This window comes from Luteimonas composti (assembly GCF_042678665.1).
Taxonomy (GTDB): domain Bacteria; phylum Pseudomonadota; class Gammaproteobacteria; order Xanthomonadales; family Xanthomonadaceae; genus Luteimonas; species Luteimonas composti.
This window is the reverse complement of sequence record NZ_JBHTKU010000001.1, coordinates 475,235-495,569: the sequence shown is the minus strand read 5'-3', so window position 1 is coordinate 495,569 and position 20,335 is coordinate 475,235. Positions and strand designations below refer to the sequence as shown.

Here is a 20,335-nt window from a genome sequence, read left to right as displayed (position 1 = left end):
GCGTCAGGGCGGGGACGGCGCCTCCGGGTCGACGTCCTCCGCCAGCGTCCACACCACCTCGCGGCCTTCGGGATCGCGGCTGAGCGCGAAGCGCGCGGCCGCTCGCGGGGCGAGTCCACGCCCGTCCCCGGACGCCAGAGGCAACAGGTACAGGCCGGCCCCGTCGATCACCCGGCGGGCCCTGGCGTCGGCCAGGTCGCCGATCTCCGCGATCCTGCCGCCGCGCTCGAGCAGCGGCTCGTCGAACGCGACCATCACGTCGGCGCGCGCCGGTTCCGCGCCCGGCACGACCAGGGTCGCGCCGCGCACCAGCAGGTCCGGCCAGACCTCGCCGTTCTCCGGCAGGTCCTCGTACGGACCGTGCGGCAGGTCGAGATGGGCGCCGGTGGCGATTGCGTCCAGCGCGCCGGCCAGGGCGAGGAAGTTGAGCTTGCGCAAGCGCTGCTTGTGGCGGTCGCCCTCGATGCCGCCGGATTCGATCAGCAGGGTGGACACGCCCGCCTGCGCGGTCAGGTCGCCGAAGGCGCGCGGATTGAAGGTGTCGTCCCACTTGGCGATGTGGCCGCCGACGTAGGGCTCGAGCACCGCGCGGACCGCCACGGCCAGGCCGATCGCGCGGGCACGCACCGCGTCCACCTCGCGCGATTCGTTGAACGGTGGCGCGAGCAGGGCGATCGCGGTGCCCCGCTCCGAATCGCCAGCGCGATAGCCGACCCGCTGGTCGTGCAGGTTGAAGCCATAGTGCGGCCGCAGGCGTTCGCGCAGGCCGTGCAGGGCGCGCGCCTCGGGCGAGGCGAGGGCGCGCGCGTCCCGGTTGATGTCGATGCCCAGGGCATTGTGGCGCCGGAATCGCGCGGCACCGTCCGGGTTCACGATCGGCAGCAGGTGCAGGGTGGTGCTGCGGCGCAGCCGCTCCACCAGCGGATGCGACGGCTGCGCGCCGATAAACCGCAGCAGGTCGGCCAGGGCCATCGAGGCGGTGCTTTCGTCGCCGTGCATCTGCGACCACAGCAGCACTCGGATGGGACCTTCGCCCCAGGACACGTGCCGCAGCGGCCGCCCCTCGGCGCTGCGCCCGATCTCCTCGACCGACACGCCGGGCTGCTCGAGCAGCGGGGCGGCGACCCGCCACCACTGTTCGGGCTGGAAGCGGCGATCCTCCAGCCCCGCCACGCGGATGCGCGCGTCGTACAGCGCATCCAGTCCGGCCAGCCAGGGTGGAGGCGCGGGCAGTCGCGTCACGCCCGCCTCAGCGGCGTCCTGCGAGGTCGCCGTCCCCGACGCGGTAGCGGCGGGCGGCAGGCAGAGGAGGCCGGCGAGCAGCAGCGCGGCGGTGGTTCGCATGCGGTTTTCCGGCAACGGGATGCGATCCATGCTCTGGACCCGTGCCCGGCTTGTCAACGCGCGTCCGGATGCGCCGGCCTTTGCGCCGCGTTGTCGGGTTCCATGCCATCGTGCTGTCCTCTTGCCTCGCCCTGGAGTTGCGATGTCCAGCCTGCAGCGTATCGCCGTCCTGTCCTCGACTGCGCTTGTCGTCATGCTCGCCGCCTGCGCGGGCACCCCGGCTCCGGGTCCTGCCAGCGCGAACACCACGATCGAGGGCAGCATCGCGTCGATCGATACCAGCCCCTGGGCCTACGACGGCAATGCGGTGATCGCGATCGACGCGGATGCGGGCGGGCGCGTCACGGTGCAGCTGCCGGCGCGCTGGAACCTCTGCCAGGCGGCGCCCGTGGACGTCGCCGCGCTCGCCGAGGGCATGCGCGTGCGGGCGACCGGCAGCAGGGAGGAGGGCAGCCTGGTGGTGTGCCAGGGCCCGTCGCACGAGCTCGTTCCGCTGCGCTGATCGCGGCGGGCACAACGCAGTATCGCGGCGTGCGTGCTGCCCTGCGCGCTGGCGTTCGCCGACAATAGGAGGATGACCTCCCCCCGTTTTCCCTGGGCCGGCCGCCTGCTGGCCCTGTCGTGCATCCTGTTGTCCGCGTTCAACCTGCGCACGGCGGTGACCTCGCTCACGCCGCTGCTCGACAGCCTGGGCGGCACGTTCGGCTTCGGCGCCACCATGACCGGCGTGTTCGGGATGGTGCCGACCGCGGCCTTCGCGGCCTTCGGCGTGCTGACCCCGCGGCTGGCGCACCGCATCGGCCTGGAGCGAACGGCGCTGCTGTCGATGCTGCTGGCAGCGGGCGGGCTGCTGGCGCGCTCCTGCGCAGGCGGCACCGGCGGCCTGCTGGGAGGCTCGGTCGTCGCCCTGGCCGGGATGGGCGTCGGCAACGTGGTGCTGCCGCCGCTGGTCAAGCGCTATTTCCCCGACCGGGTCGGCTCGGTCAGCACCCTCTACATCACCGTGCTGCAGGTCGGCACGATGCTGCCGGCCCTGGCCGCCGTGCCGCTGGCGCAGGCGGCCGGCTGGCGCGTGTCGCTGGGGGTGTGGTCGCTGCCGGCCGTGGCCGCGGCGCTGGCATGGATGGCGGTGCTGTGGCAGGAGCGGCACCACCGGGGTCTGCTCGCGGTCCTCCACGACCGTGCGGTGGCGCCGGGCGACGAGGCGCCGGAGCTCGCGTCGCCCCCCGCGCGGGGCAGCGTCTGGCGGGCACCGCTGGCCTGGGGCATGGCCTTCATGTTCGGCATGACCTCGCTGGTGACCTACACCATGTTCACCTGGCTGCCCAGGCTGCTGTCCGAGGCGGGCGCGAGCCAGGCCTTCGGCGGCGCCATGACCGCGCTGTTCTCGGCGCTGGGTCTGGTCGGCGCGCTGCTGGTGCCGGGCTGGGCGGCACGGGTACGCAATCCGTTCCCGCTGGTGATCGGCTGCGTGCTCGGCTACCTGGCCGCGTTCGCCGGCCTGCTGCTGGCGCCGATGCAGTGGCCGGTGCTGTGGGTGGTGCTGCTGGGCCTGGGGCCGACGACGTTCCCGCTCGCGCTTACCCTGATCAACCTGCGCACGCGCACGCCGGGTGGTTCGGCGGCGCTGTCCGGGTTCACCCAGGGGCTGGGCTACACCCTCAGCTGCGCCGGCCCGCTGCTGTTCGGCGCGCTGCACGAGGCGACCGGCGGCTGGACCTGGTCGTTCGCCTTCCTGCTGCTGTGCGTGGCGCTGATGGTGGCCGGGGCCTGGCAGGCCTGCCGGCCACGCATGCTCGAGGACCAGTGGTGACCGCCGCCGTCGCGACGCGTCGCTAGCCGCGAACCGCGGCCTCGATCGCGGCGATGTCGATGCGCCGCATCCGCATCATCGCCTCGAATGCACGACGCGCCACCGCCCGGTCGGGGTTCGACACCGCCTCGGTCAGCACCCGCGGGGTGATCTGCCACGACAGCCCCCAGCGGTCCTTGCACCAGCCGCAGGCGCTCTCCTGGCCGCCGTTGCCGACGATGGCGTTCCACAGCCGGTCGGTGTCGGCCTGGTCCTCGGTCATCACCTGGAACGAGAACGCCTCGCTGTGCCGGAACGCCGGTCCTCCATTGAGGCCCAGGCAGGGAATGCCCAGCACGCTGAATTCGACGGTCAGCACGTCGCCTTCCTTGCCCGACGGGAAGTCGGCCGGCGCGCGGTGGACCGCGGTCACCGCGCTGTCGGCGAAGGTTTGCGCGTAGAAGGTCGCGGCTTCCAGCGCCGTGCCGTCGAACCAGAGGCAGATGGTGTTGCGGTGTGGCATTGGGGACTCCTGCGGAAGGAACGGGCCCGGATGGCCCTTTCAAGACCGCGACGAGCGGGCAGGGCGGGAATCGACATCGCCTTCCCGTATCGCTCCCCCAAGCGCAGGCCCGGCTAGCCCTGGCCGGGTTCCGGCGCGGTGTCGGGCTTGCCCTCGCGCTCGGCGCGCTTCTTCGCCGCCTTCTCGTCCTGCTTCTTCTTCTTGGCCAGTTCGCGCTGGCGCTTCTCGAACGAATAGTTGGGCTTGGCCACGGTCACTCCGTCTTCATATGAACGCGCAGTGTCTCATTTTTCTGCGGAAACACTCGTGAGGCGCCGCGCACACGCGACCTTGGCGGACCAGTCCCTAGGGTGCAGGGCATTCCCGCGATACCTGGATCGATATGCCCACTGCCGCTGCAAGATGCCCCGTAGACCACTCGCTCCTGCAGCCGCGAGCGTCCGCCGCCCGCCTCGCCAACGAGGAAGGCGCGCTGGCAGCGCGCCTGCGCAAGTTCCTCGCCGGCCCGGCCTTCCCGTGCGTGGGCGCGAAGGCCGCGCTGGCGCGCAATGCGATCTCCATGCACGAGTTCGGCCCGCTGGGCGACCGCGCCAACGATGCGGCCCTGCTGGACCAGCTCGGCGTATTCGCCACCATGCTCGATGGCGTCGACCCGGGCGACACCACGCTGCATTCCCTCGTGGCGCTGTTCGACGGGCCACGCGATACCGATGAGCGCCGCTTCGAGGCGCTGCTGTGGTCGCAGCTGCAGCGGCTTCACGACCTGGACGTGCGGCGCGGACGCCCCTGGGCGCAGGACGTCAGCCGCAATCCCGACGATCCGGACTTCAGCCTCAGCCTGGCCGGGCATCCGTTCTTCGTGATCGGCCTGCATCCGGGCGCGTCGCGCCTGGCGCGCCGCTTCCAGGCGCCGGTCATGGTGTTCAATTCGCACCGGCAGTTCCAGCGGCTGCGTGCCGACGGGCGCTACGCCAAGATGCAGAAGGCCACGCGCGCCCGCGACAGGGCGCTGCAGGGTTCGATCAATCCCAATCTTGCCGACTTCGGCACCGCCAGCGAGGCCCGCCAGTACAGCGGCCGCGCGGTGGAGCCCCATTGGGGCTGTCCGCTGCGGGTGAAGTCGCCATGAGCGCGCGGCAGGCGTCCGGGACGATGGCCGCCGAGGGTTTCGAGCGCATTCCGCCGTGTTCCGGCCGGGCGGTGGAGCTGGAACTCGGCGACGAGCTGATCGTGGTCGATCCAATGGGGCAGCAGGTCAGCGACCTGACCGCGTTCGCACGCGACGACCTCGACGAATACCTCTCGTCCGGCCGTTCCATCGACTACGCGTCCAAGCTCTGGCTCAGCACCGGCGACGTGCTGTATTCGAACCGCAGCCGCCCGATGTTCACCATCGTCGAGGACACCTGCGGCCGCCACGACTTCACCCTGACGCCGTGCTCGAAGCGGATGTTCGAACTGCTCTACGGCGAGCCGGAAGGGCGGCCGGGTTGCGAAGGCAATCTCGCCGCCGCGCTGGCTCCCTACGGTATCGGCGTCGACCGGGTGCCGGTGGCCTTCAACATCTTCATGCACGTCAGCGTCGACTGCGGTACCGGCGCCATCGCGGTCCTGCCGCCGCTGAGCAAGGCAGGCGATTACGTGCGCCTGCGCGCCCACATGCCGCTGGTGGTGGCGCTGACGGCCTGTTCGGCGGGACAGTCGAACAACTTCAGCTACAAGCCCATCGACTTCCGCGTCGAGCGCGCCAGCGCCCGGCGCTGACGGAAGGGAACACTGCAACGCAGCCACGGGACGCCGCCGCCACCCCTGCCGCGCTACCCTGCCTGCAGGCACGATCGATGGAGGCGACATGGGACTGCTGGTCGACGGCACGTGGCACGACGAGTGGTACGACACCAGCGATGGCGAGTTCAAGCGCGAGCAGGCCCGCTTTCGTGACTGGCTGAGCGCCGACGGCGCGCCCGGACCGGGCGGGCAGCGCGGGCATCGGGCAGAGGCGGGGCGCTACCGCCTGTACGTCAGCTACGCCTGCCCCTGGGCGAACCGCACCCTCATCCTCCGCGCGCTGAAGGGGCTCGAGGACCTGGTGCCGGTGTCGGTGGTGCACTGGCGCATGCGCGAGCACGGCTGGACCTTCGATGACGGGCCCGGCGTGGTCCCCGACCCGGTGATGGATGCGGATTACCTGTACCAGCTCTACCTGCGCGCGCGGCCCGGCATGAGCGGCCGCGTGACCGTGCCGGTGCTGTGGGACCAGCAGACCGACACCATCGTCAGCAACGAATCGTCCGAGATCATCCGGATGTTCAACACCGCCTTCGATGGTCTCGGCGCCCGCCCGGGCGACTACTATCCGGAGGGGTTGCGCGAACAGATCGACCGGGTCAACGAACGCGTGTACGCCGAGGTCAACAACGGCGTCTACCGCGCCGGGTTCGCCACCACCCAGGAGGCCTACGAGAAGGCCGTACGACCGCTGTTCGAGGCGCTCGACTGGCTTGAGCAGCGCCTGCAGGATGCGCAGTGGCTGGTAGGCGACCGCCTGACCGAGGCCGATATCCGCCTGTTCACCACCCTGGTGCGCTTCGACGCCGTCTACCACGGCCATTTCAAGTGCAACCTGCGGCGGATCGCCGACTACCCGGCGCTCAGCAGCTTCGTGGCGCGGATGATGGCGATGCCCGAAGTCGCCGGCACCGTGCACATGGACCACATCAAGCGCCACTATTACGAGAGCCACCGCCAGATCAACCCGACCGGCATCGTGCCGCTGGGCCCGCTGCAGCTGTACTGAGGCCCGGCCGCGGCGATTGTCGCGGCCAGCGCCGGTCGCTAGGCTGTCGGCTCCCGACTGCGAACGGACAACCCGATGCGAAGGCGCGATTTCCTGGGCAATGCGGCGCTCGCGGCGCTGGCGCTGTCGCTTCCCGGCGCACCGGCGATCGCCGCGCGCGCGCCCTCGCGCCTGTTGCCGGTCCCGCTGGCGAAGGGCGATACCGTCGCCCTGGTGAGTCCCTCGTCCGCCACCGACGAGCGCCTGAGCCTGCAGCTCGCGGGCGAGGTGATGGAAGCGCTGGGCCTCAGGGTCAGGACCGGCAGCCACTACGCGTCGCGCCGCGGCCACCTCGCTGGAGAGGACCGCGCACGCGCGGCCGACATCAATGCCGCGTTCGCCGACCGCGAGGTCAAGGCCGTGATCTGCGTGCGCGGCGGCTCGGGTGCGGCGCGCCTGCTGCCGCTGCTCGACTACCAGGCCATCCGCGCCAATCCCAAGGTGCTGCTGGGCTATTCGGACATCACCGCGCTGCACAGCGCCATCCACGCCCGCACCGGCCTGGTGACGTTTCATGGCCCCAATGGCACCGGCAGCTGGAACCGGTTCAATGCCGACCAGTTCGAGCGCGTGTTCTTCCAGCGCGAGCTGATGGAATACCGCAACCAGGTCGAGGCCGGCGACGAACTGGTGCCGCGGCGCAACCGCACCCTCACCATCCACGGCGGCAAGGCCAGCGGCGAACTGGTGGGCGGCAACCTGACCGTGCTGACCGCGCTCGCGGGCTCGCCCTACCTGCCGGATTTCAGCGGAAAGATCCTGTTCCTGGAGGACGTGTCCGAGGCGCCATACCGGGTCGACCGCATGCTCAGTACGTTACGGCTGATGGGCGCGCTGGACCGCATCGCCGGCGTCATCTTCGGCGAATGCACCGACTGCGATCCGGGGGAGGGCTTCGGCTCGCTGACCCTGGACGAGATCTTCGACGACTATTTCAAGCCGCTCGGAATCCCCGCCTATCGCGGCGCGATGATCGGGCACATCAGCAGGCAGTTCATCGTCCCGGTCGGCGGGTGCGTGGAGATGGATGCGGATGCCGGAACGTTCCGCCTGCTCGATCCGGTGTTCCAGGACTGAAGTCCGCGCGGCGCGGTTTGACCCGGCGCACACCCGCGGTTGTCGATCATGCGGGTCCCCGGCGGGTCTTCCGCCGTCGACCTCCAGGCAGGAACCGCGATGCATGACTTCCTTCCCACCGCCGACGATGTGATTGCCCTGGTCGTGAGGGACGAGGTGGCGAGTACCGACCTGGAGGCGATCATGGACCGGCTCGAGGCAAGGCTGCAGCGCCACGGCCAGGTGCACGTGTACGTGGAGACGCGTGCGATCGACGGCATCGCGCTGGCCGGCCTGGGCGCCCATGTCGCGCGGGCCATGCCGCTGCTGGGGCAGCTGAAGAAGTTCGGCCGCGTCGCGGTCGTCGCCGACCAGGCCTGGGTCCGCGTGGGCTCGCGGCTGGAAAGCGCGCTGCTGCCGTTCGTCAGCTATCGCGTCTTCGAACCCGCGCAGCGCGAGGATGCACTGGCCTGGGTGCAACAGGGCTGAAATTCACGGCGACGGGCGGACCTGCCCGGCGTCGCCGGCGGCGGAGTCCCGCCACCGCGAGTCCCGGTCATGGCTGCTCCTGCGCCTGTCCCGCCTGCGGCTCCGGGGCCGGCTCCGCATCCGCCGCTGCCCCGGCATCCGTCCCCGTGGACGCAGCGGAGGAGGGCGGCATCGCTGGCGCGTCGTCGCGGCTCACCCGCCAGATCGTGTTGGACAGATCGTCGGCCACGATCAGGGCGCCGCGCGGATCGACGGTGACGCCGACCGGGCGTCCGCGCGCCCGCTGGTTCTCGGCGTCGAGGAAGCCTGTCAGGAAGTCGATCGGATCGCCCGCAGGCCGTCCGTTGCGAAACGGCACGAACACCACCTTGTAGCCGACCGGATCGGCGCGGTTCCAGCTGCCGTGCATGCCGACGAACGCGCCCTCGGCGAACTGCGGCCCCATCACCTCCGAAGAGAAGTCCAGGCCGAGCGCGGCGACGTGCGAGCCCAGCGCATAGTCGGGCACGATGGCCGAGGCGACCTTGTCCGGATCCTGCGGCCGCACCCGGTCGTCGACGTTGCCGCCCCAGTAGCTGTAGGGCCAGCCGTAGAAGCCGCCCTCGCGCACCGAGGTGAGGTAATCGGGCACCAGGTCGGGGCCGATCTCGTCGCGCTCGTTCACCACCGCCCACAGCTGGCCGCTCCCGGGCTCGATCGCCAGCGCGGTCGGATTGCGCAGGCCGGTGGCGTAGGTGCGGTGCATGCCGGTGGCGGCGTCGATTTCCCAGACCACCGCACGGTCGGCCTCGGCGGGCATGCCGCGCTCGGTGATGTTGCTGTTCGAGCCGATGCCCACGTACAGCAGGCGGCCGTCGGCGCTGGCGGTCATCGCCTTGGTCCAGTGGTGGTTGATCTCCGAGGGCAGCGGCGTCAGCGTCTGCGGCGCGCCACTGGCGCGGGTCTGGCCGGGCTGGTAGTCGAAGCGGACCACCGCGTCCTGGTTGGCCACGTACAGCTGGCTGCCGACCAGGGCGAGGCCATAGGGTGCGTCGAGGCCTTCGGCGAACACCGTCTGCAGTTCGTACTCGCCATCGCCATCGGCGTCGCGCAGCAGGGTCAGGCGGTTGCCGCTCGGGACAGACGTGGTGCCACGCGATTTCACCAGGCCCGCGATCACGTCCTTGGGCTTGAGCTTGGGCGCGTTGCCGCCGCGTCCCTCGGCCACGAGGATGTCGCCGTTGGGCAGCACGATCGTCTGCCGCGGGATGCCGAGGCCCGTGGCGATGGCGCGCACGGTATAGCCGGCAGGCGCGACCGGCAGCCGGTCGCCCCAGTCGACGGGCTTGGAGATCGTCATGTTCGGCAGCAGCCCGCGATGCGGCTGCGGCAGCTCCGGGTCGGCGCCGTACTGTTGCTCGACCGGTTGCGGCGCCTTGCCGCAGGCGGCCAGCGCAACCGCCAGCAGCGTGGTCGTGGCGACCCGGGTCGCCTTCCACCGCCGGCTCACGGCACCACCCCGCGACGCGGGACATGGAATCCCAGGCAGACCGCCCCCAGCGCTAGCAGCGTGCCGATCGCCGACAGCACCAGTGCGCCGGGCATGCTGGCCCAGGCGTCGCGCGCGTGCATCAGGGCATTGAACAGCTGCACCAGCCACGCCGCCGCCAGCACCAGCGGATACGCGAACCGCCACCCGGGCCGTCGACGCGCACCCAGCGCGTCGACGACCGCGCACAGCAGCGCCACCGCCGCCAGCACCAGTCCGCCGGCGATCAGCCAGGACGCGAAGTTGTTCCACTGGATCTCGTAGCTGCGCCAGTACGCGATGTCGCTCAGCAGGGCACCGGCGAACAGGGGCAGGGCGCCGGCAAGGAAAACCGCGTGCAGGGGATGCAGCGGCCGGGGCAGGCGCTGGTCGACGATCACGGCCACGCTGGACTCCTCGATGAAGACGGGATCGACGCGACGGGAGTGGTGCACGCGCGGCGCTCGGTGGAGCGTCCGCGGGCAACACAGGCGCGACGTGCAGGCGAGGCTAGCGGGGAGCATGTGCAAGACAGGTGCACGGCGCGACGCGAACGAAGGAGTCGGCCGGCCGGGCGGCGCAGTCCTGCCCACACTGCGGACCTGGCGCCCGGCGACCGGGCTTGCGGGCCGCCGCGCGGCCCGTCCGCCTGCCCTGCGCCATGTGTTAATGTCGCCAACCTGAGGGAGCTGCAGTGCACTGCGCCCTTGCCGCAGGAAGGGCCCGGGTATCGCGGGACGGCGGCGGCGGCGCGACCAGGGCTGTGTGTACCGGGGAAGGGACATGTCGAAGCTGATCGGGTTGATGAGGAGGCTGGGCAGCGACGCTGCGCTCGCCGAGGAATACGCACGCGATCCGGAGGCCGTGCTGCAGCGCGCCGGCCTGACCGAGGAAGAACACCGGGCCATGGCCGAGCGGGACTACGCCGCGGTCAAGCGGCTGACCGGCCTGCCGGATGGCAAGTTCGCCACGAACCACACCATCAAGCTTTACGAGGAATAGCACCGCGGTCGCGGTGCCGCCATGGGCCGGTTGATCGCCAGCGCATTGCTGGGCCTGGCGCTGGCCTGCGCACCCGGCTACGCCCAGGACGATCCGCTCGACGCGCGGGTCCGCGACATCGAGCGGCTTGCCGTCACCGCCCACTGGCGCGAATCGGAAGCGGCGATCGCGCAACTGGAATCGGAGGCCCCCGGGTTCAGCCCGGCGCATCGCCAGCGGCTGGAGTTCGTGCGTCTGCGCAACCGCGCGCTCGCCGGCGACCAGGCCGGCGCGATGGACGGTCTCGACCAACTGCTGCAGCAGGACCTGCCGGTCGAGCTGCGTCTGCGGGTGTACAACACCGCCATCAGCGTGGCCGGCAACCTGGAGCGGTGGTCGCAGGCCTTCACCTGGCTGAGCGAGGCGCTGGCCTACCTGCCCGAGGCGCCCGGCGAATCGGCGGGGATGCTGAGCTCCGCCAGCTACCTGCACACCCTGGTGGGCGAGACCGACAAGGCCCGCGACCTGGCCATGCGGGCGCTCGAGGTGGTGCAGCCGCTCAACGACCCCCGCGCCCTGTGCCTGTCGCTCAGCGACGTCGCCCTGGCCGAGGACCATGCCGGCCGCTTCGCCGAGGCCGAGACCTGGCGCCGGCGCCAGATCGAGGCCTGTTCGCGGGCCGGCGATCCGGTGTTCATCGCCAACGGCAAGTATGGCGTCGGCAAGATGGCCGCGCGCCAGGGTCGCCACGCCGAGGCGCTGGACTGGTCGCGGCAGGCACTGGCCGAGTTCGAGCGCGCCGGCTTCACCGCAGGGGTCTGGAGCGCGCGCCTGGTCATGGCCGAGAGCCTGATCGAACTCGACCAGGACCTGGACCGCGCCGACGCCATGCTCGACGGAACGCTGGCCTATTACCGCGGCCAGCAGGCGCACCTGGCCATCGCCGAAACCGAGGAACTGCGCGCGCGCCTGGCCGAGCGGCGCGGCAATCTCGCGGCAGCGCTGGCGCATTTCCGCGCGGGCGCGGAAGCCGCGGCGATCGCCGAACGCGATGCGCGCGAGCGTCGCCTGACCTACCTGCAGGTCGAGTTCGACACGCGCCTGAAGGAGCAGCAGATCGCCCTGCTGGAGGCCGAGAAGGAGCTCGCCGCCCTCCAGGTCACCGCCACGCAGCGGCGGCAGTGGATGCTGGCGGCGGGCATGGGCGGGCTGGTCGTCATCGCCGTCCTGCTGGGACTGCTGCTGCGCCATACCCTTCGCGAGCGCCGCCGCTACCGCTGGCGCTCCGAACACGACAGCCTGACCGGCCTGTACAACTACCAGCACGCGCGGCGGCTCGGCGAGCAGGCGTTCGCCCGTGCGCGCGCCGAAGGCCGCCCGTTCACCGCCGTCGTACTGGACATCGACCGCTTCAAGAGCGTCAACGACCGCCACGGCCACGCCGCCGGCGACGAGGCGCTGCGGGCGCTCGGCACCTGGATCAGCGAAGAGGTAGGCGACGGCGGCATCGCCGGGCGCAGCGGCGGCGACGAATTCATGATCCTGCTCGACGCCGACGCCGCTTCCGCCGCGGAACTGCTGCAGCGCCTGCGCGCCCGGATCGAGCCGATCGCCGTGTTCGGCCAGACCGTGCGCTTCAGCATCAGTTCGGGCGTGTGCCAGGCCGGCGAACGGGCGGACGACCTCGAACAGCTCGTCCACGAGGCGGACCAGGCCCTGTATCGCGCCAAGCACGAAGGGCGCGACCGGGTGGTGCACGCGGACGAGGGCGGCGCGGCGCGCGCCCCCGGCGGCGGCCTGGTGGTGGTGGGAAGCGGCATCGATTTCGGCCGCCACATCAGCGAGCGCTGCCTGTCTGAGATCCGCGAGGCCGACGTGGTGCTGTGCCTCGTCGATCCGTTCTCGCTGGGCATGATCCGCGACTTCCGCCCCGACGCGATCCACCTTGGCGTGCACTATGCCGACGGCAAGGACCGGCGCGATACCTACCGCGAGATGGACGCCGCGATCATGGAGCAGGTGCGCACCGGCAAGCGCGTCTGCGCGGTGTTCTACGGGCACCCGGGCGTGTTCGCGGACGTGCCCCACGGGGTCGTGCGCAAGGCGCGCGCGGAGGGCTTCCCGGCCCGGATGGAACCGGGCATCTCGGCCGAAGCCTGCCTCTACGCCGACCTCGGCATCGACCCGGGGCGTTACGGCGTGCAGTCGATGGAGGCCACGCAGTTCATGGTGTACGAGCGCATCCCGGACAACGCCGGCCTGGTGCTGCTGTGGCAGGTGGCCCTGGCCGGCGACCTGACCTGCACCCGCTTCCACGCCGAACCCGGGGGATTGCAGGACCTGGTGGACCGGCTGCTGCGCTGGTATCCGCCCGAGCACGAGGTGATCCTGTACGAGGCCGCGCGGCTTCCGATCGAAGCCCCGCGCGCCGACCACCTGCGCCTGCGCGACCTGCCGCGCGCCCGTTACCAGGAATACACCACGCTGGTGATCCCGCCGCTGCGTCCCGCCGCCCGGGAACCGGGCACGGTGGTGGACGGACGCGCCGAACGCATCGCCTGAGCGCTTCGCGCAGGCGTTGACGCCATCGTGCCGCGATATTCACCGCGCGGCCGGCAGGATCGTGGCTCCCACGTTCAGGAGACCCCCGATGACCGACGCCCGCGAACACCTCCTCGACTGGCTGCGCGACGCGCACGCGATGGAGCAGCAGGCCGAACAGATGCTCAAGGGGCAGGCGGCCCGCATCGAGAACTATCCCGCACTCAAGGCCCGCATCGAACAGCACATCCAGGAGACTCTCGGCCAGCAGCAGCTCCTGGAAAGCTGCATCAGCCGCCTGGGCGGCTCGCCGTCCACGATCAAGGACACGATGGGCAAGGTCATGGCCATGGGCCAGGCCGTCGGCGGCATGATGGCGTCCGACGAGATCGTGAAGGGCTCGATGGCCAGCTATGTGTTCGAACACATGGAAATCGCGTCCTACCGCACCCTGATCGCCGCCGCGCAGGCGGTCGGCGATGTCGAGACCCAGCGCGCGTGCGAGCAGATCCTCGCCCAGGAAGAGGCGATGGCCCAGTGGCTGCAGGAGCACCTGCCCGAGGTCACCCAGCAGTTCCTGGTGCGCGACGAAACCCCCGGCGTGACCGCGCGCAAGTAAGCACCCGCCGGCCCGTCCGCGCCTCCCGCGCGGGCGGGCCGCGGCAGCGAGGAGCGCACGGTGGCGCGCAGCCGCACCCTCAAACTGGCCACGTTCAACATCAACGGCATTGGCGCGCGCCTGCCGCAGCTGCTGGCGTGGCTGGAGCAGGCACGGCCCGACATCGTCGCGCTGCAGGAACTCAAGGCCACGGACGCCGCGTTTCCCGCCGCCGAACTGGAACAGGCGGGCTATGGCGCGATCTGGCAGGGCCAGCGCTCGTGGAACGGCGTCGCGCTGCTGGGGCGCGGCACGGTGCCGGTGGAAAGCCGCCGCGGCCTGCCCTGGGACCGCAGCGACACCCAGAGCCGCTACCTGGAGGCCGCCATCCACGGCATCGTCGTCGGCGGCCTCTACCTGCCCAACGGCAACCCGCAGCCCGGGCCCAAGTTCGACTACAAGCTGGCCTGGATGCGCCGGCTGTACCGGCATGCCGCCACCCTGGTGGACTTGCCGCACCCGGTCGCGCTGGTCGGCGACTTCAACGTGGTGCCGACCGACGAGGACATCTACGACCCCACGGGCTGGCGCAAGGACGCATTGCTGCAGCCCGAAGTACGCGGGGAGTATGCGCGCCTGCTCGCGCAGGGCTGGACCGATGCGCTGCGCCGGGTGCATGGCGACGCGCGCATCTACACCTTCTGGGACTACTTCCGCCAGCACGCCGAGCGCGACCGGGGCCTGCGCATCGACCACCTGCTGCTCAACCCCGTACTCGCCGCGCGCCTGGTCGATGCCGGCGTGGACCGCAGCGTGCGCCTGCAGCCCAAGGCCAGCGACCACGCGCCCACCTGGGTGACGCTCCGCACGAGCGGCGCGACGCGGCGGCGCAAGGCGTGATCACGCATGCGCGACGCCGCCTGCGGTAGGTAGGGCGTCCGGACGTAGACCGCCATGCCCCCGCACACGCCATGACGATCGAGGACTATCGCCGCAAGCGACGGTTCGACCGGACCCGCGAGCCCGAGCCGGGCAAGCCGGCGCCGCGCGGCCGGCGGCCGATCTTCGTCGTGCAGCTGCACCACGCCAGCCGTCGCCACTACGATTTCCGCCTGCAGGTCGGCGATACGCTGAAGAGCTGGGCGGTGCCGAAGGGCCCCAGCTACGATCCGTCGGTCAAGCGCATGGCGGTGGAGGTGGAGGACCATCCGCTCGACTATGCCGGCTTCGAAGGCGAGATCCCCCGCGGCGAGTACGGCGGCGGCCACGTGGCCCGCTTCGACCACGGCGTCTGGTCCACCGACGGCGACGCCGAACAGCAGCTGGCCAAGGGCCACCTGCGCTTCGACCTGTTCGGCGACAAACTCAAGGGCGGCTGGCATCTGGTGCGCTCGGGCAAGCCGGCGCGGCAGCCGCAGTGGCTGCTGTTCAAGGACCGCGACGACTACGCCGGCGAGCTGGAGGCCGACGACCTGCTGGCGGACGTGACCGCGCCACCCGCCGAGGACCTCAAGCGCTCCGGCAGCGGCAAGCCGGTCAAGAAGAAGCTCGCCAGCGTGCCGGTGCGCAAGCGCCGGCGCCGGGACTGGGCGGGCAGGGCGCGCAAGCTGGCGGGTGCCGCGCAGGCGGCCGCGCCGACCGGCCCGTTCGAGCCGCAGCTGGCGCGGCTGGGCGAGACCCCGCCCAGCGGCGCGCAGTGGATCCACGAACTCAAGTGGGATGGCTATCGCATCGTCGCCACCATCGCCGAAGGCCAGGTGCGCCTGTGGTCGCGCAACGCGCTGGAGTGGACCGACCGGCTGCCCGACATCGTCGGCGCGCTGCAGGCGCTGGGCCTGCGCAGCGTCGCCCTGGACGGCGAACTGCTCGCCGGCAGCGGCACGCGCGCCGACTTCAACCTGCTGCAGTCCACCCTGTCGGGCGAGCGCCAGGGCAGGCTGTCGCTGGCGCTGTTCGACCTGCTGCACGTCGATGGCGTCGACATCAGCGCCGCGCCGCTGGTCGAGCGCAAGGCCCTGCTCGAGGAACTGCTGGACGGCGCACCCGCGCAGCTGGCCTACAGCTCGCATATCGAGGGCGACGGCGAGGCGGCGTACCGGCTGGCGGGCGAGGGCGATTTCGAGGGGATCATCTCCAAGCGCGGCGACCGGCCCTACCACGGCGGCCGCGGCGACGACTGGCGCAAGACCAAGCAACTGGCCAGCGACGAGTTCGCCGTGGTGGGCTACACCGCGCCCAAGGGCAGCCGCAAGGGCTTCGGTTCGCTGCTGCTGGCCAAACCGGATGCCGAGCACGGCTGGCGCTACGTCGGGCGGGTGGGCAGCGGCTTCAACGACGCGCTGATGCGCGAGGTCAACGCGCGGCTGCGCGGGGGCGCGCGCGAGCCCACCGCCTTCGTCGGCACCACCGACACCGACCTGCGCAGCGCGACCTGGTTCGCGCCGCGCTTCGTGGTCGAGGTCCACTATCGCGGCATCGGCCGCCAGCAGCTGCTGCGGCAGCCCTCGCTCAAGACGGTGCGCTGGGACAAGGAGATCGGCGACCTGTCCGACAGCGACCACGACCCCGACAAGACCGGAGTCCCCGACATGGCAGAACCCTCGGCCGCCGCGCGGACGGCAGCGAAGAATGGCGGTGGCCCGCGCAGGACGGCCAAAGCGGGCGCAGCGTCCAAGGCCGCGAACACTGCGCGGGCATCCGGAACCGCGAGGGCTTCAGGGGCTGCGACGACCCCCAGGACGACGAAGGCAACGAAGGGCGCGAAGTCCGCGAAGGCGGGCAAGGCCGCGCAGGCCGCCAGGACCGCAAGCGCCGCGAAGACCGCCAAGGCGGCGCGCTCCCGCACCTCGCGCAGTGCCGCCGCCCGCGCCCGCCCGTCCGGCCTGCCCACGCTGTCGAGTCCCGACAAGCTGCTGTTCCCCGACGCGGGCATCACCAAGCAGGACGTCTGGGACTACTACGCCGCGATCTCCGAGTACCTGCTGCCGGAGATCGCGGGCCGGCCGCTGTCGGTGATCCGCTGCCCCGGTGGCATCGGCCAGGACTGCTTCTTCCAGAAGCACCTCACCGCCGGGCTGGAGCGCGTGTCCACCGTGCGGCTCAAGGAGGAGAGCGGGCGCAACGCGCATTACCTCGTGGTCGAGGACGAGGCCGGGCTGATGGAGCTGGTGCAGTTCAACACCATCGAGTTCCATCCCTGGGGCGCGCACGCCGCCGATCCGGACGTGGCCGACCGGGTCGTGTTCGACCTGGATCCGGGCGAGGGCGTGCCCTTCGACGAGATCAAGCGCGCCGCCGCGGACATCCGCAAGCTGCTCGAACGTCTCGAACTCGAATCGTTCCTGCGCGCCTCCGGCGGCAAGGGACTGCACGTGGTCGTACCGCTCAATCCCGGCTGCGACTGGGACCTGACCAAACGGTTCGCGCGCGGCTTCGCCGAGGCCCTGGCGCAGTCGCAGCCCGACCGCTTTCTCGCCACCGCCACCAAGAGCAAGCGCAGCAAGCGCATCTTCATCGACTACCTGCGCAACGGCCGCGGCGCGACGGCGGTGGCTTCGTACTCGCTGCGCGGCCGCCCGGATGCGCCGGTCGCCATGCCGCTGGCCTGGCGCGAACTGTCGAAGCTGCCCGCGGCCAACGCCTTCGGGCTCGCGGACGTCCCGGCGCGGTTGCGCCGCCGGCGCAAGGACCCGTGGGAGGGCATCGACCGCATCCGCCAGAACCTGGCGCGCTGGGCCAAAGGCAACTGACGATACCCGGGAGCATCGAATGCAGCGCAACCTCACCATCGCGACCCTGGCCCTGGCATTGTCGGCCTGCGGCGGACACCAGACCGGATCGGGCGTGGACGCGCCCGGGCGCGAGGAAACCCCGGTCACGCAGGCCCTGGATGCCGGCGCCTCCGCACTCCAGGACAAGCCGCCGATCGAGGCGCTCAATGCCTACCTGGACGGATTCCATTTCTACAACGGGCGGATGGACGCGCAGATGGAGGCGCACCACTACTGCGCCGTGCTCAACGAAGAACTGATCCAGTGCGTGATCTACGACGGGAGCGTGCGCGAGGCCAAGATGATGGGCGTGGAGTACATCATCAGCGGCGAGCTGTTCGCCGGCCTGCCGGCCGCGGAGCAGGCGCTGTGGCACAGCCACGTGCACGAGGTGAAGTCGGGCACCCTGGTCGCACCGGGACTGCCCGAGGTGGCCGAACGCGCGCTGATGGAGAAGCTGGTCGGGACCTACGGCAAGACCTGGCATACCTGGCACACCGACCAGGACGATGCGCTGCCGCTGGGCGTGCCGCAGCTGATGATGGCCTTTACCGCAGACGGGCAGGCCGATCCGGCGATGATCGCGGAGCGCGATGCGCGACTGGGCATCGACAGCGCCGCCAGGCGCGAGTCGCGTTCCGGCATTCCCGCTCCCCGGGTCCATCCGGAGGCCGATGCCTGGCAGCGGGGGCAGGTGTACCAGGTGCCCGATCCCACTGGCCAGACGCATCATCCCGAGCACCAGCAGCAGGGCGTCGAAGCGCCGGGTCGCAACGCGGATTCGGATGGCGATGCGGGGCCGTCGGCGAACGGGAGCCCGGATCGCTGACCGCGCGCGTCCAACGCGGGTCTGCTCACGGCGCGGATCCGGAGCCGCATCGCGCGGCGACGCCCGTCGACACGTGCTACCTTCTGGTAGCGCTAACACCGGAGCGTACGACTCCGGCCACGTGTCTCCGGGAGGAACCAATGCCAATCCGCTTCGCCGCGCCGCAGGCGCGTTTCCATCGCCTGCGCGCCTTGCTGGCCCTGCTGCTGGCCACGCTGCCGCTGCCCCTGCTGGCACAGCCCTCGGGCGGTCCCTACGGACCGATCCCGCAGGCCTACGCGGTCCCCGAAGAGGGCCGGGTCTACTACGTCGCTCCCGACGGAGATTCCAATGCGGCGGGCGACGCGCTGGCGCGGCCGACGAGCCTGGAAGCGGCCATCGCGCGCGTCGTGACCGGCGACACCATCGTGCTGCGCGGCGGTACCTACCGCACCGGTGGACTGCAGCTCAACCAGGGCATCACCCTGCAGCCCTACCTGGACGAACGGCCGATCCTCAAGGGCACGCGCGTGGCCACGGACTGGGAGACGCTGCGCGACGGCGTCTGGCGCACGAAGTGGGACCGTCTGTTCCCGGCCAGGCCGTTGGCCTGGTGGCGGGTCGAGCGCGAGGGCATGCGCACGCCGCTGCACCGCTTCAACAACGACATGGTCTTCGTCGACGGCAGGCCGCTGCTTTCGCAGGGCTGGGCCGGCGGCCTTGGCGAGGACGGCTACTACATCGATTACGACAACGGCTATGTCTATGTCAGCGTCGACCCGGCCGGGCACGAGATCGAAATCACCGCGCACGACATCGCACTGCATCGTCCCTCGCGCGAGGTGCACGGCAAGCCGTCGGACGGCAAGGGCCCGACCATCCGCGGGCTGACCTTCACCCAGTACGCGTTCCGCGCCATCGACATCGAGGGCAAGAAGCCGTCCACCGGGCCGAACGAGGAACCCACCGACGATCCGGTCGGCGTGTCCGATCCTTCCCAACACGGCAAGGAGGTGGTGGGTACGACGCTGGAGAACGTCACCATCAGCTTCACCTCGCGCGTGGCCGGCTATTTCCGCGGCGATGGCCTGGTGATCCGCAATTCGCTGATCAGCGACACCGGCACCGAAGGCATCTACGTGATCGGCTCGTCGGACGTGCTGCTGGAGCGCAACATCGTCCGCCGCAACAACATCGAGCGGCTCACCGGCTATTTCCCGGCGGCGGTCAAGATCTTCAACCAGTCCTGGCGCGTGACGGTGCGCGACAACCTGGTCATCGACCATCCCCACTCCAATGGCGTGTGGTACGACGTGGGCAACGTCGATGGCGTATTCGCCAACAACCATGTCGAGGGTACGCTGATCGGCCTGTTCTTCGAGATCTCGAAGGGCATCGTGGTCGCGGGCAACGTGTTCGTGGACAACGAGCAGGGCATCCGCATCCTCAACAGCGCCGATGCGCGGGTCTACCACAACACCTTCTACAACTCGCCGGCGCTGTTCGACCGCGACGAGCGCAGCGCCCGTGGCGACCATTTCGGCTGGCACCCGCAGACCGGTCCGGATGTGGACGAGCGCGAGGGCCACGCATTCGAGGGCAACCTGCTGGTGGGGGGCGAGGGATTCACCCGACCGCTGCTGCACTTCGACCAGAAGGCCAGCCAATGCGGCGTGCTCACCCGGCCGATGGCCACCCGCGTGGACGGCAACGTGTACGTGCGCGGACCCAGCGACGAGCCGCTGGTGACCTGGAGTCCCGTGCGCGGCAAGGACTGCCTGGCAAAGTACGACAGCCTCGATGCGTTCCGCCGGGGCGCGGGGGTGGAGTCGCGTGGCGTGGCGCTGGTGCCGTGGGAGGGCAACCTGTTCAGCAGCGTGGACCTTCGCCGGTTCGAACTGGCGCGCGCGCCCGCGTCGGTCCAGCCGGCCGCGGTGCCGGAAGAGGCGCGCGAGGTACTGGGCTGGAGCGGCGAGGCGCTGCCGGGCGCGTATCCGGCCATCGCGCGGTAACGGTTTCGGCGCGCGCCGTCGCGGCATCGCCGCGGCGCGCGCCGCATCACGTTGATGCGACGCCGGATCTGCCAGCCT

At 70.9% G+C, this 20,335-nt stretch carries 19 protein-coding genes; 14 read left to right on the top strand and 5 right to left on the bottom strand.

Annotation, left to right across the window (positions count from 1 at the left end; translation table 11 throughout):
• Window positions 1-3: 3 nt before the first annotated feature.
• Window positions 4-1,344, bottom strand: a complete 1,341-nt coding sequence (locus tag ACFQ2D_RS02315; RefSeq protein ID WP_280941981.1) for a M14 family zinc carboxypeptidase — start codon at window positions 1,342-1,344, stop codon at window positions 4-6.
• Window positions 1,345-1,486: 142 nt separating this feature from the next.
• Here ACFQ2D_RS02315 and ACFQ2D_RS02310 point away from each other — a divergent pair, with 142 nt between their 5' ends.
• Window positions 1,487-1,846 carry a hypothetical protein gene (locus tag ACFQ2D_RS02310; protein WP_280941980.1) on the top strand — a complete coding sequence of 120 codons (360 nt, stop codon included), beginning with the start codon at window positions 1,487-1,489 and terminating at the stop codon, window positions 1,844-1,846.
• 72 nt (window positions 1,847-1,918) lie between these two features.
• A complete protein-coding gene (locus tag ACFQ2D_RS02305) occupies window positions 1,919-3,157 on the top strand; it encodes a CynX/NimT family MFS transporter (RefSeq protein WP_280941979.1) in 1,239 nt (412 codons plus the stop codon).
• Between the two features lie 22 nt (window positions 3,158-3,179).
• On the opposite strand, the gene ACFQ2D_RS02300 is transcribed toward ACFQ2D_RS02305, so the two are convergent.
• Complete coding sequence (locus ACFQ2D_RS02300; protein ID WP_280941978.1) at window positions 3,180-3,659, bottom strand: VOC family protein; 480 nt, start codon at window positions 3,657-3,659, stop codon at window positions 3,180-3,182.
• A gap of 113 nt (window positions 3,660-3,772) precedes the next feature.
• Window positions 3,773-3,910 (bottom strand): hypothetical protein, encoded by a 138-nt coding sequence (locus tag ACFQ2D_RS02295; RefSeq protein ID WP_280941977.1) that lies wholly within the window; start codon window positions 3,908-3,910, stop codon window positions 3,773-3,775.
• Between the two features lie 131 nt (window positions 3,911-4,041).
• Between ACFQ2D_RS02295 and gntA the strand changes: the two genes are divergently transcribed.
• The 5 genes from gntA (at window position 4,042) to ACFQ2D_RS02270 (ending at window position 8,040) form a co-directional block, all read left to right on the top strand.
• A complete protein-coding gene (gene gntA, locus ACFQ2D_RS02290) occupies window positions 4,042-4,788 on the top strand; it encodes a guanitoxin biosynthesis heme-dependent pre-guanitoxin N-hydroxylase GntA (protein ID WP_280941976.1) in 747 nt (248 codons plus the stop codon).
• Complete coding sequence (locus tag ACFQ2D_RS02285; RefSeq protein WP_280941975.1) at window positions 4,785-5,423, top strand: urea carboxylase-associated family protein; 639 nt, start codon at window positions 4,785-4,787, stop codon at window positions 5,421-5,423. The genes gntA and ACFQ2D_RS02285 overlap by 4 nt, the downstream gene beginning before the upstream one ends.
• 88 nt (window positions 5,424-5,511) lie before the next feature.
• Window positions 5,512-6,456 (top strand): glutathione S-transferase family protein, encoded by a 945-nt coding sequence (locus ACFQ2D_RS02280; protein ID WP_280941974.1) that lies wholly within the window; start codon window positions 5,512-5,514, stop codon window positions 6,454-6,456.
• Between the two features lie 75 nt (window positions 6,457-6,531).
• Window positions 6,532-7,572: a S66 peptidase family protein gene (locus tag ACFQ2D_RS02275; RefSeq protein WP_280941973.1), complete on the top strand. Its 1,041-nt coding sequence runs from the start codon at window positions 6,532-6,534 to the stop codon at window positions 7,570-7,572.
• Between the two features lie 99 nt (window positions 7,573-7,671).
• Window positions 7,672-8,040, top strand: a complete 369-nt coding sequence (locus ACFQ2D_RS02270) for a SpoIIAA family protein (RefSeq protein WP_280941972.1) — start codon at window positions 7,672-7,674, stop codon at window positions 8,038-8,040.
• A 67-nt stretch (window positions 8,041-8,107) separates the two neighbouring features.
• On the opposite strand, the gene ACFQ2D_RS02265 is transcribed toward ACFQ2D_RS02270, so the two are convergent.
• Together ACFQ2D_RS02265 and ACFQ2D_RS02260 are read right to left on the bottom strand one after the other, a co-directional pair.
• Complete coding sequence (locus ACFQ2D_RS02265) at window positions 8,108-9,529, bottom strand: PQQ-dependent sugar dehydrogenase (protein ID WP_280941971.1); 1,422 nt, start codon at window positions 9,527-9,529, stop codon at window positions 8,108-8,110.
• A complete protein-coding gene (locus tag ACFQ2D_RS02260; protein WP_386795550.1) occupies window positions 9,526-9,954 on the bottom strand; it encodes a DUF2231 domain-containing protein in 429 nt (142 codons plus the stop codon). Before ACFQ2D_RS02260 ends, ACFQ2D_RS02265 begins: the two co-directional genes overlap by 4 nt.
• A gap of 376 nt (window positions 9,955-10,330) precedes the next feature.
• On the opposite strand from ACFQ2D_RS02260, the gene ACFQ2D_RS02255 reads away from it, so the two are divergent.
• The 7 genes from ACFQ2D_RS02255 (at window position 10,331) to ACFQ2D_RS02225 (ending at window position 20,257) form a co-directional block, all read left to right on the top strand.
• On the top strand, window positions 10,331-10,549 hold the full coding sequence (locus tag ACFQ2D_RS02255; protein WP_280941970.1) for a hypothetical protein: 219 nt from the start codon (window positions 10,331-10,333) through the stop codon (window positions 10,547-10,549).
• A 21-nt stretch (window positions 10,550-10,570) separates the two neighbouring features.
• Window positions 10,571-13,090 carry a diguanylate cyclase gene (locus ACFQ2D_RS02250; protein WP_280941969.1) on the top strand — a complete coding sequence of 840 codons (2,520 nt, stop codon included), beginning with the start codon at window positions 10,571-10,573 and terminating at the stop codon, window positions 13,088-13,090.
• A gap of 88 nt (window positions 13,091-13,178) precedes the next feature.
• Window positions 13,179-13,688: a ferritin-like domain-containing protein gene (locus ACFQ2D_RS02245; protein ID WP_280941968.1), complete on the top strand. Its 510-nt coding sequence runs from the start codon at window positions 13,179-13,181 to the stop codon at window positions 13,686-13,688.
• A gap of 60 nt (window positions 13,689-13,748) precedes the next feature.
• Window positions 13,749-14,567 carry an exodeoxyribonuclease III gene (gene xth, locus ACFQ2D_RS02240; protein ID WP_280941967.1) on the top strand — a complete coding sequence of 273 codons (819 nt, stop codon included), beginning with the start codon at window positions 13,749-13,751 and terminating at the stop codon, window positions 14,565-14,567.
• Between the two features lie 71 nt (window positions 14,568-14,638).
• Window positions 14,639-17,416, top strand: coding sequence for a non-homologous end-joining DNA ligase (ligD, locus tag ACFQ2D_RS02235; protein ID WP_280941966.1), 2,778 nt, complete (start codon window positions 14,639-14,641; stop codon window positions 17,414-17,416).
• A gap of 19 nt (window positions 17,417-17,435) precedes the next feature.
• Complete coding sequence (locus ACFQ2D_RS02230) at window positions 17,436-18,266, top strand: OBAP family protein (RefSeq protein WP_280941965.1); 831 nt, start codon at window positions 17,436-17,438, stop codon at window positions 18,264-18,266.
• Between the two features lie 140 nt (window positions 18,267-18,406).
• Complete coding sequence (locus tag ACFQ2D_RS02225; RefSeq protein ID WP_280941964.1) at window positions 18,407-20,257, top strand: right-handed parallel beta-helix repeat-containing protein; 1,851 nt, start codon at window positions 18,407-18,409, stop codon at window positions 20,255-20,257.
• Window positions 20,258-20,335: the final 78 nt, after the last annotated feature.

What these genes read in the sequence shown, in the direction of transcription:
- gntA (WP_280941976.1), top strand. Translation starts at nt 4,042, where the DNA reads ATGCCCACTGCCGCTGCAAGATGCCCCGTAGACCACTCGCTCCTGCAG.
- ACFQ2D_RS02300 (WP_280941978.1), bottom strand. Translation starts at nt 3,659, where the DNA reads ATGCCACACCGCAACACCATCTGCCTCTGGTTCGACGGCACGGCGCTG.
- ACFQ2D_RS02270 (WP_280941972.1), top strand. Translation starts at nt 7,672, where the DNA reads ATGCATGACTTCCTTCCCACCGCCGACGATGTGATTGCCCTGGTCGTG.
- ACFQ2D_RS02230 (WP_280941965.1), top strand. Translation starts at nt 17,436, where the DNA reads ATGCAGCGCAACCTCACCATCGCGACCCTGGCCCTGGCATTGTCGGCC.
- ACFQ2D_RS02315 (WP_280941981.1), bottom strand. Translation starts at nt 1,344, where the DNA reads ATGCGAACCACCGCCGCGCTGCTGCTCGCCGGCCTCCTCTGCCTGCCG.
- ACFQ2D_RS02305 (WP_280941979.1), top strand. Translation starts at nt 1,919, where the DNA reads ATGACCTCCCCCCGTTTTCCCTGGGCCGGCCGCCTGCTGGCCCTGTCG.
- ACFQ2D_RS02255 (WP_280941970.1), top strand. Translation starts at nt 10,331, where the DNA reads ATGTCGAAGCTGATCGGGTTGATGAGGAGGCTGGGCAGCGACGCTGCG.
- ACFQ2D_RS02245 (WP_280941968.1), top strand. Translation starts at nt 13,179, where the DNA reads ATGACCGACGCCCGCGAACACCTCCTCGACTGGCTGCGCGACGCGCAC.
- ACFQ2D_RS02225 (WP_280941964.1), top strand. Translation starts at nt 18,407, where the DNA reads ATGCCAATCCGCTTCGCCGCGCCGCAGGCGCGTTTCCATCGCCTGCGC.
- ACFQ2D_RS02280 (WP_280941974.1), top strand. Translation starts at nt 5,512, where the DNA reads ATGGGACTGCTGGTCGACGGCACGTGGCACGACGAGTGGTACGACACC.
- ACFQ2D_RS02310 (WP_280941980.1), top strand. Translation starts at nt 1,487, where the DNA reads ATGTCCAGCCTGCAGCGTATCGCCGTCCTGTCCTCGACTGCGCTTGTC.
- ACFQ2D_RS02285 (WP_280941975.1), top strand. Translation starts at nt 4,785, where the DNA reads ATGAGCGCGCGGCAGGCGTCCGGGACGATGGCCGCCGAGGGTTTCGAG.
- ACFQ2D_RS02275 (WP_280941973.1), top strand. Translation starts at nt 6,532, where the DNA reads ATGCGAAGGCGCGATTTCCTGGGCAATGCGGCGCTCGCGGCGCTGGCG.
- ACFQ2D_RS02250 (WP_280941969.1), top strand. Translation starts at nt 10,571, where the DNA reads ATGGGCCGGTTGATCGCCAGCGCATTGCTGGGCCTGGCGCTGGCCTGC.
- ligD (WP_280941966.1), top strand. Translation starts at nt 14,639, where the DNA reads ATGACGATCGAGGACTATCGCCGCAAGCGACGGTTCGACCGGACCCGC.